At 69.7% G+C, this 12,335-nt stretch carries 12 protein-coding genes; 6 read left to right on the top strand and 6 right to left on the bottom strand.

Going from position 1 to position 12,335, the window contains the following annotated elements; genetic code table 11:
• The first annotated feature begins 155 nt into the window (after window positions 1–155).
• Window positions 156–1,253 carry an AI-2E family transporter gene (locus tag PKO50_RS07430; RefSeq protein ID WP_109934850.1) on the top strand — a complete coding sequence of 366 codons (1,098 nt, stop codon included), beginning with the start codon at window positions 156–158 and terminating at the stop codon, window positions 1,251–1,253.
• A 4-nt stretch (window positions 1,254–1,257) separates the two neighbouring features.
• Here PKO50_RS07430 and PKO50_RS07425 read toward each other — a convergent pair whose 3' ends face one another.
• Window positions 1,258–1,902 carry a TetR/AcrR family transcriptional regulator gene (locus PKO50_RS07425; protein ID WP_109934849.1) on the bottom strand — a complete coding sequence of 215 codons (645 nt, stop codon included), beginning with the start codon at window positions 1,900–1,902 and terminating at the stop codon, window positions 1,258–1,260.
• Between the two features lie 54 nt (window positions 1,903–1,956).
• On the opposite strand from PKO50_RS07425, the gene PKO50_RS07420 reads away from it, so the two are divergent.
• Both PKO50_RS07420 and PKO50_RS07415 read left to right on the top strand, forming a co-directional pair.
• Window positions 1,957–3,063 carry a DUF2855 family protein gene (locus PKO50_RS07420; RefSeq protein WP_275629255.1) on the top strand — a complete coding sequence of 369 codons (1,107 nt, stop codon included), beginning with the start codon at window positions 1,957–1,959 and terminating at the stop codon, window positions 3,061–3,063.
• Window positions 3,064–3,107: 44 nt separating this feature from the next.
• Complete coding sequence (locus tag PKO50_RS07415) at window positions 3,108–3,818, top strand: rRNA pseudouridine synthase (protein ID WP_275629254.1); 711 nt, start codon at window positions 3,108–3,110, stop codon at window positions 3,816–3,818.
• Window positions 3,819–3,821: 3 nt separating this feature from the next.
• Here PKO50_RS07415 and PKO50_RS07410 read toward each other — a convergent pair whose 3' ends face one another.
• Together PKO50_RS07410 and PKO50_RS07405 are read right to left on the bottom strand one after the other, a co-directional pair.
• Entirely contained in the window at window positions 3,822–4,757 is a 936-nt protein-coding gene (locus tag PKO50_RS07410) for a p-hydroxyphenylacetate 3-hydroxylase reductase component (RefSeq protein WP_109934846.1), read from the bottom strand.
• Window positions 4,758–4,929: 172 nt separating this feature from the next.
• Complete coding sequence (locus PKO50_RS07405) at window positions 4,930–6,099, bottom strand: p-hydroxyphenylacetate 3-hydroxylase oxygenase component (protein WP_109934845.1); 1,170 nt, start codon at window positions 6,097–6,099, stop codon at window positions 4,930–4,932.
• A 302-nt stretch (window positions 6,100–6,401) separates the two neighbouring features.
• Between PKO50_RS07405 and PKO50_RS07400 the strand changes: the two genes are divergently transcribed.
• Window positions 6,402–7,631, top strand: a complete 1,230-nt coding sequence (locus PKO50_RS07400; protein WP_275629253.1) for an MFS transporter — start codon at window positions 6,402–6,404, stop codon at window positions 7,629–7,631.
• A 1-nt stretch (window position 7,632) separates the two neighbouring features.
• Here the strand turns inward: PKO50_RS07400 and PKO50_RS07395 are convergent, their stop codons facing one another.
• The 3 genes from PKO50_RS07395 to hpaR all read right to left on the bottom strand — a co-directional run bounded on the left by PKO50_RS07395 (window position 7,633) and on the right by hpaR (window position 10,600).
• On the bottom strand, window positions 7,633–8,838 hold the full coding sequence (locus PKO50_RS07395; protein WP_275629252.1) for a Bcr/CflA family multidrug efflux MFS transporter: 1,206 nt from the start codon (window positions 8,836–8,838) through the stop codon (window positions 7,633–7,635).
• Between the two features lie 362 nt (window positions 8,839–9,200).
• Window positions 9,201–10,115 carry a 4-hydroxyphenylacetate catabolism regulatory protein HpaA gene (gene hpaA / locus PKO50_RS07390; protein ID WP_109937260.1) on the bottom strand — a complete coding sequence of 305 codons (915 nt, stop codon included), beginning with the start codon at window positions 10,113–10,115 and terminating at the stop codon, window positions 9,201–9,203.
• 62 nt (window positions 10,116–10,177) lie between these two features.
• Window positions 10,178–10,600 carry a homoprotocatechuate degradation operon regulator HpaR gene (gene hpaR / locus PKO50_RS07385; protein WP_089394004.1) on the bottom strand — a complete coding sequence of 141 codons (423 nt, stop codon included), beginning with the start codon at window positions 10,598–10,600 and terminating at the stop codon, window positions 10,178–10,180.
• Window positions 10,601–10,878: 278 nt separating this feature from the next.
• Here hpaR and PKO50_RS07380 point away from each other — a divergent pair, with 278 nt between their 5' ends.
• Together PKO50_RS07380 and PKO50_RS07375 are read left to right on the top strand one after the other, a co-directional pair.
• Window positions 10,879–11,544: a fumarylacetoacetate hydrolase family protein gene (locus PKO50_RS07380; RefSeq protein ID WP_109937259.1), complete on the top strand. Its 666-nt coding sequence runs from the start codon at window positions 10,879–10,881 to the stop codon at window positions 11,542–11,544.
• Window position 11,545: 1 nt separating this feature from the next.
• Window positions 11,546–12,316, top strand: coding sequence for a fumarylacetoacetate hydrolase family protein (locus tag PKO50_RS07375; RefSeq protein WP_089394002.1), 771 nt, complete (start codon window positions 11,546–11,548; stop codon window positions 12,314–12,316).
• Window positions 12,317–12,335: the final 19 nt, after the last annotated feature.

The raw sequence follows: 12,335 nt of genomic DNA, 5'->3' as shown, positions 1-12,335 counted from the left end.
CGCCGTTTTCCCGGCCCGGCGTTCGCGGGCAAGAGCCCTGCCGCCGCGTTCCGCCCCTCCGCTCGCCCCCATCGATTTCCCCCGCCCGACTTGCATTCCAGCGCGCACGGCCAATGCTCTGAGGAACCCCACGAGGCTTTCCAAGGAGAGATGCCATGCTGCCATCGGCGGACCGGATACTGTCGCGCAACCTGCTGGACGTGCTGATACGCGCCGGGCTCATCCTGTTCCTGGCGGTGTTCTGCTTCCGCATCTTCCACCCCTTCCTCGACCTGATGCTCTGGGCGCTGATCCTCGCTGTCACCCTCTACCCGCTGCAGGGCATGCTGCAACGCGGCCTGGGCGAGCGGCCGGCCCTGGCGGCGACGCTGCTGGCGCTGTTCGGCCTGGCCCTGCTGCTGGTGCCGGTGGTGCTGATCGGCTTCTCCATCGCCGACTCGGTGGCCGACCTGGTGCACCGCTTCCAGGCCGGCGGCCTGCGCGTGCCGGCGCCGCCCGAGGCGGTGGCGAGCTGGCCGCTGGTGGGCCCCTACATCTACAACGCCTGGCTGCGCCTGGCCGAGGACTTCCTCGGCGCCGCCCAGCAGGCCGCGCCGCACCTGCAGGGCGTGGCCCGCACGGTGCTGGCCAAGGCAGCCGGCGTGGGCATGGAGCTGCTGCAGTTCCTCGGCGCCTTCCTGGTGGCCTGCGTGATCATGGCCTACGGCCCGCTGGGCGCGCGCACCGCCGAGGACATCGCGGTGCGCATCTCCGGCCCCGAGCGCGGCCCGGAGCTGGCGCGGCTGAGCACCTCGACCATCCGCGCGGTGGCCCAGGGCGTGGTCGGCGTGGCCTTCATCCAGACCTTGCTGCTGGGCCTGGGCTTCATCGTCATGGGCATCCCCGCCGCCGGGCTGCTGTCCCTCGGCGTGCTGCTGCTGGGCATCGTCCAGCTGCCCACCGCGGTGATCTCGCTGCCGGCCATCGTCTACGTGTTCTGGAGCGGCGACTACGGCACCGTCAGCGCGGTGGTCTTCACCATCTGGACGGTGCTGGCCGGGCTCTCCGACAACGTGCTCAAGCCGCTGATGCTCGGCCGCGGCGTGGCCGTGCCGATGCCGGTGATCCTCCTCGGCGCCCTGGGCGGCATGCTCACCGGCGGCATCATCGGCCTGTTCATCGGCCCGGTGGTGCTGGCCCTGGGCTTCCAGCTGTTCATGACCTGGGTCCGCGAGGGCGCCCGGCCGCCGGAGCCGGGGGACGTTTCGCCCTGAACGCTCAGGGCCCGAGGCGCGCCAGGTACAACTGTTCCAGCCCGGCCTGCCAGTGCTGCCGCTGCGCCTCGTCCAGGCCCAGCAGCAGGGCGTAGCGCCAGCCGCCCCAGGTGGCGATGAACAACGCCTGGGCGGTGGCCGCGTCGACCGGCCGCGGTAGGTCGGTGCAGGCCTGCAGCGCTTCGCGCCACTTGCCGGCGAGTTCCTCGAAGACGCGCTGGTGGTGCTTGGCTTCGGCGATCCGCTGTTCCAGCTGCAGCAGCTCGCCGTCGGCCAGCGGCATGCCCAGGCCTGCGCCCAGGGCCAGCAGGCGGCGCACGCGCTCGCGCCAGTCCAGCGGCGGCGCTATCACCTCACTGTCGATGCGCGCCGCCAGGGCCTCCAGACAATGCCGCACGTAGCCGGAGAGCAGTGCCTCCTTGCTCGGGAAGTAGTCGTACAGGGTGCCCACCGCCACCCCGGCCTCCAGGGCCACGGCGCGGGTGCTGACGCCGGCCCAGCCGTCGCGCCGGCAAATCCGAACGAAGGCCTCGTAGATGGCTTCCACGGTGAAGCGCGCGCGGGCCTGGGTCGGCCGCTTCAGCGGCTTGGCCCGCGGCCCCGGCGCCGTGCTGGCCGGCTTGTGGCGTTTTCCGAACCCGTCGTGCATCGCGCTTCGCTAGCCTGTAGGCAGCCCAATCCCCTGTCGAGAAGGAGCCGGAAAATGGAAGGAAGCGTCACGGTAACACGCCTGCTGAACCACAAGAACGCCCTGGACCAGGGCCGCCTGGAGCACCACGAGCAGCCCCTGCCGCTGCAGGATGGCGAGGCGCTGCTGGTGATCGAGCGCTGCGCACTGACCACCAACAACATCACCTACGCTGCCTTCGGCGATTCCATGCAGTACTGGCAGTTCTTCCCCAGCGGCGAGGAGGCCTGGGGGCAGATCCCGGCCTGGGGCTTCGCCCGGGTGCTGGCCTCGACGGTGCCCGACGTGGCGGTCGGCGAGCGCTTCTACGGCTACTTCCCCCTGGCCAGCCACCTGCTGGTGCGCCCGCAGCGCGTCAGCGAACGCGGCTTCTACGACGGCGCCGAGCATCGCCAGGCGCTGGTCTCGGCCTACAACCAGTACACCCGCTGCAGTTGGGACGCCTACTACCGCGAGGACCAGGAGAACCTGCAGATCCTCCTCAAGCCGCTGTTCCTGACCTCGGCCATGCTCGCCGACTTCCTCGCCGACAACGACTACTTCGGCGCCGAGCGCCTGGTGTTCTCCAGTGCCTCCAGCAAGACCGCCTACGGCACCGCCGTGTGCCTGGAAGGCGCGCCGGTGGAGCGCATCGGCCTGACCTCGCCGCGCAACCTCGACTTCGTCGCCGGGCTGGGCTGCTACCAGCAGGTGCGATCCTATGCCGACCTGGAGCAGCTGGACGCCAGCCGGCCGACGCTCTACGTCGACTTCGCCGGCGACCTGCCGCTGCGCGAGCGCGTACACCGGCACTTCGCCGACAGCCTGCGCTACAGCTGCATGGCCGGCTCCGCCCAGGTGGCCGCGCCGGCCGACCTGAGCGCCCTGCAGGGGCCCGGGCCACAGCTGTTCTTCGCGCCCGTCCAGATTCGCAAGCGCAACGCCGACTGGGGCCCGGAAAAGGTCAGCCAGTACATCGGCGAGGGCCTGCTGGACTTCTACCGGCGCGTCAGCCGCGGCCCGCAGCCGCTGTTGCGGGTGGTGGAGTCCGAGGGGCTGGAGGCGGCGCAGCGGGTGGTCGCCGACCTGCTGCACGGCAGGGTGTCTGCCGACGAGGGCCACGTCATCCGCCTGCCGGGCTGAGCAAGGAGTACAATGGCGGCCCTTCCCGCCGCCGATTCCCCGTCATGACCGAAACCATCCGCCTGTCCAAGCGCCTCGCCGAACTGCTGCCCTGCTCCCGCCGCGAGGCCGAGCTGTACATCGAGGGGGGCTGGGTGACGGTGGATGGCGAGCGCGTCGAGGAACCGCATTTCCGCGTGGCCGAGCAGCGCATCGAGCTGCTGCCCGGTGCCATCCCGGCGCCCATCCCGCCGGCCACCCTGCTGCTGTACAAGCCGGCCGGCTGCACCGCCGAGCAGGCCCTGGCGCTGCTCGACAGCGCCCACCGCTGGGAGGCCGACAGTTCCGACCAGCAACCGCTGCGCAAGCACTTCGCCCGCCAGCAGAGCGTCACCCCGCTGGACGACGCGGCCAGCGGGTTGCTGGTGTTCACCCAGAACTACGGCGTGCTGCACCGCCTGCAGGACGATGCGGCGACCATCGAGCACGAATACCTGGTGGAAGTCAGCGGCAGCCTCGACGACGCCGGCCTGGCGCGCCTGCGCCACGGCCTGCTGTACCAGGGCCGGCCGCTGCCGGCGCTGAAGGTCAGCTGGCAGAACGAGACGCGCCTGCGCTTCGCCGGCAAGGGCTTCCGCCCCGGGCAGATCGCCGACATGTGCCGCCAGGTCGGCCTGGCCGTCATGGCCATCCGCCGCCTGCGCCTGGGCGGCGTGTCCATGGGCAAGATGGAACCGGGGCAGTGGCGCTACCTGCTGCCCAGCGAGCGCTTCTGAGCCTCAGAGCGGCTGGGCCAGGCCGCGCAGCACCGTCTTGAAGGCCTCGATCTGCTCGGCGCTGAAGCGCGCGAAGACCTTGGCCTGCTGCTCCTCGGCGATGCCCCACAGCGTCTCGGCCTGGTCGATGCCGGCGGCGGTCAGCGCGCAACCGCCCTCGCCCACCTGCAGCAGGCCCTTGCGTTCGAGGTTGGCGCGCGCCTCCTCGATCTCCCGCAGCGGCATGGCCACCAGTTGCTGCAGCGCCGTGGTGTCCAGGCTGGCGTCCTTCTCCATCACCATCAGCATGCGCGCCTCGCTGGTGCGCAGGCCGCTGGCCACCTGCCGCGGCTGGTAGTCGGCCTGGTAGCAGCGCACCGCCTGGGTCATCAGGTAGTAGAGGTTGTGGTTCAGGCGGCCCTGGAAGGCGGTGCGCGGCACCCCGGCCTGGGCCTCGCGCAGGCGCGGGTGCGGCAACACGCTGGAGTACACGCCCTGGTGGTAGAGCAGCGGCGCGCGGCCGAGGTCGTCGAAGGCCAGCACGCGGCCGATGAGGATCCAGTGGTCGCCGCCGTCCAGCTTCTGCTGCATCTCGCACTGGAAACGCGCGGCACAGTCCGGCAGCAGCGGCGCGCCGCCGGCGCCCTCCTCGCAGGCCACGCCGGCGAACTTGTCGGCGCTGGGCCGGGCGAACTGGTTGGACAGGTCGATCTGGTCGGCGGCCAGCACGTTCACCGCGTAGTGGCTGGCCTTGTCGAACACTGCCAGGCTGGTGGCGCGCTTGTCGATGCTCCAGAGCACCAGGGGCGGGTCGAGGGACACCGAGTTGAAGCTGTTGGCGGTCATGCCGACGCGCTCGCCGTCGGCGGCGGCGGTCATCACGGTGACGCCGGTGGCGAAGTTGCCCAGGGCACGGCGGAAGGCACGCGGGTCCAGGCCCGCTTCGTTGTTCTGGTTCATGGCGGTTCCTCCGCGCCGGCGCAGGGGCCGGCGGGATTGAGAAGATTCAGCTGCGGGCAGCGCTTTTGTAGGAGCGAGCTTGCTCGCGAACGGATTCCGCAGCGGGGTCGGTTCGCGAGCAAGAACTAGGCGTCCCCCTCGCTCCTACGAAGAACAGGCTGGGCGTGGTGGCTCAGACCATGCTCGGATCAGGCTCCAGGCCCATCAGCTCGCGGCCGAGGATCTGCGCGCAGACGTCGTAGTCGGTGTAGGCGTGGGCGCCGGTCATGTGCGAGTCGCGGAACAGCCGCTGCATCTCGTTGCTCTCGAACCAGGCGGTGCCGCCGGCGGCCTCGAACAGGCGGTCCACCGCCTGGATGCACATCTTCACCGCGTAGGCCTGGTTGGTGCGCCAGAAGGCCAGGGTCTCGCGGCTGGGGTATTCATGGCGCTCGCCATGCTCGGCGTGGTCCTGCCAGGTCTTCTCGAGGAAGGCGCGGGCGGCGGCCACCTGGTGGGTGGACTCGGCCAGGCGCATCAGCGCCGGGGTGGCGGTGCCGACGCTGGCGCCGGTGTAGGCGCGCACGCGGTTGCGCGTCTTTTCCTTGAAGGCTTCCAGCATGCGCTCGGCGATGCCCAGGCCGATGGAGGCGAAGCCGCTGGCGAAGTACGGGCGGTACGGGGTGTAGAAGATCTTGCTGTAGGGGTACAGGCCGAAACCGGCGGAGCGGCCCTCCATCATGTCCTTGGCCGCCTGGATGCGGTGGTTGGGCACGAAGGCGTCCTTCACCACCAGGGTCTTGGTGCCGCTGCCCTTCATGCCGGCGGCGTACCAGTCGTCGCGGATCTCGTAGTCGCTGCGCGGCAGCACGGCGAAGCAGTACACCTGCTCGCCCTCGGCGTTCTGCCGGCGGCAGCCGAGGATGGCCCATTCGGCGTGGTCGCTGCCGCTGCTCCAGCCCATCTCGCCGTTGAACAGGATGCCGCCCTCGACCTCCTGGATGCGCCCGAACGGGGCGATGCTGCTGCTGGCGGTGGCGTCGGGGTTCTCGGCCCAGACCTCGTCCTGCAGCTGCTTGGAGAACATCGCCAGCTGGTGGCTGTGGGTGCACAGCAGGCTGAAGGCCCAGGCGGTGCTGGCGCAGGCGCCGGCCAGGGCGACCACGCAGTCGGCGAACTCGGGCAGGGAGATTTCCATGCCGCCGTAGCACTTCGGCTGGAAGGCACGGTGCATACCGATGCCCTTGAGCAGGGCGATGTTCTCGGCGGGTGCGGTGCGCGCCTGTTCGGCCTTGGCGGCATTGGCGGCGATGGCGGGCAGGACGGATTTCAGGTCTTCGAGCAGGGGGTTTGGCTTTTTCATCTTGGCGGCCCTTGATTGTTATTGGAGGCGCACCGCCGTCGCGATGGTGCCTGGCGATGGGCGGCAGGGCTCTCGTGGCGAGAGTGGCAGGACCGATTATGGGAGCCGTGCGGCGGCGCCTTGAATGCAACTTCCGCGGACTCGATTGCACTTTTCATGGGATTTCCCGGCGCCCGGAAGCGCTGAAATCGGCGCCAGGCCAGGCGCCGCGCGGCTTTCGTTAACATCTAAACGTTCTGACGGAAAATTTCCGCTATGATGGCCGCCTCCCCTCCTTCATCCTTCGCCCGAGCGAGCCGCCGATGTCCGCTTCCCGTTCCTGGCCGAACAGCCTGCGCGCGCTGCGCCACCGCAACTTCCGCCTGTACTTCGCCGGCCACGCGATCTCCACCCTGGGCACCTGGGTCCAGCAGGTGGCGCTGGCCTGGCTGGTCTACCGGCTGACCGGCTCGGCGGCGCTGCTGGGCATCACCAGTTGCGTGGCGCTGCTGCCGCAGCTGTTCATCGGCCCCCTGGCCGGCGCCTGGATCGACCGCCACGACAAGCGCCGCCTGCTGCTCGCCAGCCAGAGCCTGATGGCGCTGCAGGCCGCGGCGCTGGCCGGGCTGACCGCCAGCGGGCTGATCACCCCGGCGCTGATCGTCGGCATGTCGGCGCTGCTCGGGGTGCTCAGCGCCTTCGACACGCCGCTGCGGCAGTCGCTGCTCAGCCGCTTCGTCGACGACCGCGCCGACCTGCCCAACGCCCTGGCGCTGAACGCCTCGCTGTTCACCTGCTCGCGCTTCGTCGGCCCGCCGCTGGCCGGGCTGCTGCTGGGGCTGACCAGCGAGAGCCTGTGCTTCGCCCTCAACGCCCTGTCCTACCTGGCGCTGGTGGGCGGCCTGTTGCGGGTGCGCCTGGCGCCCGGGGTGCGCGCCAGCGGCAGCATGGGCAGCGTGTTCCGCGAGGGCCTGGACTACGCCCTGCGCACGCCGAGCGTGCGCCAGCTGATGCTCGGCGTGCTGCTGGTCAACCTCACCGCTTCCAGCTACGCCGCGCTGCTGCCGGTGTTCGCCCGCGACGTCTTCGCCGGCGACGCGCGCACCCTCGGCTGGCTGTGGGGCGCGGCCGGCTTCGGCTCGCTGCTGTCGAGCCTGTTCCTGGCGCAGCACCAGGACCCGGCGCGGCTGCCGCGGATCATCCTGCTTTCCGCCCTGGCCAGCGCCGGCGCCCTGCTGGCGTTCGCCCTCAGCCGCAACCTGCCGCTGTCGCTGGCGGCCATGGCGGTGCTGGGCTTCGGCGTCACGGTGAACAACGTCGGCACCAACATCGTCATCCAGAGCAGCGCGCCGGAGGCACTGCGCGGCCGCGTGGTGTCGATCTACACCGCCACGCGCTTCGGCTTCGACGCCATCGGCGGCCTGCTCGCCGGGCTGCTGGCCGCGCGCTACGGCGGCCCCTGGGCGATGGCGGTGGCCGGCGCCCTGCTGCTGGCCTACTGCGCCTGGCAGGGCCTGCGCCGGGCGGCGCGGGCGGAGGAACAGCCGGCCTAGGTCAGGCGGCTTCCGGCGACGGCTGCGGGGCGTGCCGGCGGGCCAGGAGGAAGGCCAGCAGGCAGCCGAGGCCGGCACAACCGACCACCAGGCACATCGGCCAGGGGCTGCCGTCGGAAAGCGCGCCGACCAGGGCGCTGCAGGCCGCCCCCAGGGCGAACTGCCCGGTGACCGCAAGCCCGGCGGCGGCACCGGCCTCGCGGGGGAACAGCGCCAGCAGGCTGGCCACGCAGTTGGCGCCGAGCAGGCCGGTGACGCTGACGTAGAGCAGCACGCCCGGCACCAGCGCCGGCAGCCCGCCCCAGCCAGCGAAGCCGCAGCCCAGCAGGAGCGCCCCCGACAGCGCGGCCAGGGCAGCGCCGAAGGCGAGCATCCGCTGCGGCCCGAGCCGCCCCACCAGCCGCGCATTGAGGCTGGTGGCCAGGATGATGCCGGCGATGTTCAGGCTGAACAGCCAGGCATAGGCCTGAGGCGAAACGCCGAAATACTCGATGTAGACGAAGGGCGAGGCGGTGATGAAGGCGAACATGCCGCCGAACGACAGGCCCATGCACAGCATGTAGCCCAGCGCCCTGGGCTGCAGCAGGATGCGCCCATAGGCGCGGAACACCTGCGCCACCGACTGCCCGCGGTGCTCCGCCGGCAGGCTCTCGGGTATCCGCCGGAGCACGGTCAGCAGGCACGCCGCGGCGAAGGCGAAGAGCACGGCGAACACCGAACGCCAGCCGGCGGCCTGGGCCAGCAGGCTGCCCAGCAGCGGCGCCACCAGGGTGGCGAGCATGGTCACCAGGTGCATCAGCGAAAGCACCCGCGCCGACTGCTGCAGGGGGAACAGGTCGCGCACTATGGCCCGCGCCAGCACCGAGGCCGCCGCCCCGCCCAGGGCCTGGAAGAAGCGCCAGGCGATCAGCGCCGAGGCGCTGCCGGCGAACAGGCAGCCGAGGGTGGCCAGCAGGTACAGGCAGATGCCGCCCAGCAGCAGGCGGCGACGGCCGAAACGGTCCGACAGCGGCCCGTAGAACAGCATGCCCAGGCACAATCCGGCGAGGAACAGGCTGATGGTCAGCTGCACCTCGCCGGCGCCGGCCCCCAGGTCGCCGGCGATCAACGGCAGGCTGGGCAGGTAGGTGTCGATGGACAGGGGCGCGAAGGCGACCAGCGCGGCCAGGGGCAGGATCAGGCGCTGGGGGCGGTCGGGGATGGGCATGGGGGACTCCGGGCATGGGGTGTGGATAACGTTAACAAGTTAACCAATAATCCGAAACCCAAGCGAATGGAGTTTCCCGGTGGCCGTGGTGTTTCGGATTGACTCCGCTCCCTCTCCCTAACCCTCTCCCTGAAGGGAGAGGGGACCGTTGGGCAGAGTTGGATGTCATGGTGTTAGCCGGCAACCTCGGCGATATCAGGTTGAAACCATGTTTATCCGCGGGCACGGACAAGCCCCCTCTCCCTTCAGGGAGAGGGCTGGGGAGAGGGTACGGAGCCCACCGAAAGCACCACGGCCACCGGGAAACCCCATTCGCGAGCAAGAACTAGGCGTCCCCCTCGATCCTACGAAAAGCCAAAGCCCTAACGCCAGGCCTCTTCCTTGTCACCCGCCCTACGCTGCCGGTACTCCCCCGGCGCCATCCCGGCGTTGCGGGCGAAGAAGCGGCTGAAGTAGGCCGGGTCCTTGAAGCCGAGCTGGTAGCAGATTTCGTTCACCGAGCTGCCGCTGAACAGCAGCAGGCGCCGCGCCTCCTGCATCAGCCGCTCGTGGACCAGGCGCTTGGAGGGCAACCCGGCGACGCGCCGGCAGATGTCGTTGAGGCGCGCCTCGGTGACGCCGATGCGCTCGGCGTAGGCCGCCAGCGGCCAGTGCTCGGGGTAGTGCTGCTCGATCAGCTGGTTGAAGCGCTGGAACAGGCGCAGGTCCTCGCGGCGCATGGGCTGCGCCTTGAGCGAGCGGGCCGAGAGGCGCAGCAGGCTGACGAAGATCAGCCGCACCAGGTCGGCCAGGGCGAGTTCGCGGCCCGGGCGCTCGCCGCGGAACTCCTCGCGCAGCAGGTCGAACAGGTCGTCCAGGCGCGCCACCTCGCCGGCGGAGGTCTCGTCCAGCTGGTCGAAGGCCACGCACACCGGGCCTATGTCCGGTCCGGCGGCCAGGCCCTGCTCCGGCGCCAGCAGCGGCCAGAGCAGTTGCTGGCGCACCGTCAGCACGTGGCCGTCGGCGTCGTTCTCGGTGACGAAGGCGTGGGGGATGGTCGGCGGGGTGAGGAAGAACAGCGGGCCCTGCCGGTGGTAGAGCTGCTCGTCGAGGTAGACGCGCACCGAGCCGCTCTTCACGTAGTGCACCTGGAAGAAGCGGTCGTGGCGGTGCACCGGCATGTTGCGGCCGAAGAAGTCGGCCAGCTTGCCCAGTTCCTCGTAGTGCACCTCGGAATCGCTGTAGCGCAGGTCGTAGACCTGGCCGATGTCGATGTTGGGGATGGGTGCGCGGGCCATGGTGTTACCTACCTGCAGGAGCGAGGGGGACGCCTGGTTCTTGCTCGCTCCTGCGAAGCGCCTCAGGGCTTGATCTTCTTCAGCTCGTCGAGCAACCCCAGCAGCTGCTGCAGCTTGTCCTCGCCGAACTGCTCGAGGATGCGCCGGTAGTTGTTCTCCATATCGCCGCTCATGGCCACGAAGCACTGCTGGCCCTGCTCGCTCAGGCACACCAGCACGCGGCGCTGGTCGTGCTCGGACTTCCAGCGGCGCACCAGGCCGTCGCGCTCCATGCGCGCCAGCACGCCGGTCATGCTCGGCTTGAGGATGCAGGCCTGCTGCGCCAGTTGGTAGATCTCCATCTCGCCCTGCTGGCGGAGGATGCGCACGATGCGCCACTGCTGCTCGGTCAGGTCGTGCTGGTTGAGCGAGGGGCGGAAGAAGGCCATGGCGGCCTCGCGGGCCTGTAGCAGGGTGAGGGTCAGGGACGGACGCGGCGTGGACATGGAAAGAGGCTACTCGACTGAAAGTAGGAAAGATTTTAACCAGCATAGCCCCTCCCCAGGCAAACCCGGCGAAAGCCCGCCCGGCTTCCTGGCAGCGTCGGTCAAGGCCATGGCAGCGCCGGACAATCCCAACATGTGCGTGCCTGCTCCAATGTTCGCAGCGGGATCAGGCCCCGATGGAAGAGGCTTGACCATAGTTAACATATTAACTATAACGCTAACATGTTAACGATAACCGGCCGCCTGCAGGCGGCCGGGCGAAACAGGAGAACCAAGCCATGCGTCGCGCTGTCAGCGAAGCCGCAACGGGCACCCTGTTCGGCGTCGCGCTGAACTACCGGGGCCTGTTGCAGAGCCGGCTGGAGGAATTCCAGCAACCGCCTTATCAGAAGCCGCCGGTCAAGCCGGTGCTGTTCATCAAGACGCCGAACACCCGCAATGGCGACGGTGCGCCCGTGGTCTTCCCGGCCGGCGTCGAGCGCCTGCAGCCGGGCCCGGCCCTGGGCGTGGTGCTCGGCCGCGACGCCAGCCGCGTGGGCGTGGACGAAGCCATGGCCTACGTCGCCGGCTACGTCATCGTCAACGAGTTCAGCCTGCCGGAAGACAGCTACTACCGCCCCGCGGTCAAGGCCAAGTGCCGCGACGGCTTCTGCCCCCTGGGCAGCGAAGTCGTCGGCCGCGACGAGATCGCCGACCCGCACGCCCTGCCGGTCCGCCTGCTGGTCAACGGCGAAGTGCGCCAGCAGAACAGTACCGCCAACCTGGTGCGCAGCATCCCGCAGCTGATCGCCGAGATCAGCGAATTCATGACCCTGCACGCCGGCGACGTGCTCATCACCGGCACCCCCGAGGGCCGCGTCGATGTGCGGCCGGGCGACGAGGTGGTGGTGGAGATCGAAGGTCTCGGCCGCCTGGTCAATCACGTGGTGGCGGAGGAAGCCTGAGATGAAACACGCACGCATCCGCTACCAGGGCGAAGTCCACGCGGTCACGGTGGAAGCCGACAACGCCGTGCGCCTGGCCGATGGCCGGCTGCTCGGCGAGCACGAGGTGCAATGGCTGCCGCCGGCCAGCGGGACCATGTTCGCCCTCGGCCTGAACTACGCCGACCACGCCGCCGAACTGGCCTTCAAGGCGCCCACCGAGCCGCTGGCGTTCATCAAGTCCAAGGGCACCTACACCGGCCACAACCAGGTGACCTGGCGCCCCGACGGCGTCGCCTACATGCACTACGAGTGCGAGCTGGTGGCGGTGATCGGCAAGCCGGCGCGCAACGTCAGGCGCGAGGACGCCCTCGCCTACCTGGACGGCTACACCGTCTGCAACGACTACGCCATCCGCGACTACCTGGAGAACTACTACCGGCCCAACCTGCGGGTGAAGAACCGCGACGCCACCACCCCGGTCGGCCCCTGGATAGTCGACGCCGCCGACGTGCCCGACCCGTCGCGGCTGAAGCTGCGCACCTGGGTCAACGGCGAGCTGAAGCAGGAAGGCACCACCGCGGACATGATCTTCGACATCCCCTACCTGATCGAATACTTCTCCAGCTTCATGACCCTGCAGCCGGGCGACATGATCGCCACCGGCACGCCGGAAGGCCTGGCCGACGTGGTGCCGGGCGATGAAGTGGTGGTGGAAGTGGAAGGCGTCGGCCGCCTGGTCAACCGCATCGTCAGCGAGGCCGAGTTCTTCGCGAACCGCGCCCGTACCTAATCGAGACAGAGATACAAGC

It is taken from the genome of Pseudomonas sp. 273, from assembly GCF_029201425.1.
GTDB lineage: Bacteria > Pseudomonadota > Gammaproteobacteria > Pseudomonadales > Pseudomonadaceae > Pseudomonas > Pseudomonas delhiensis.
The sequence above is the reverse complement of the archived record's forward strand: the minus strand, read 5'-3'. Positions and strand labels throughout refer to the sequence as shown.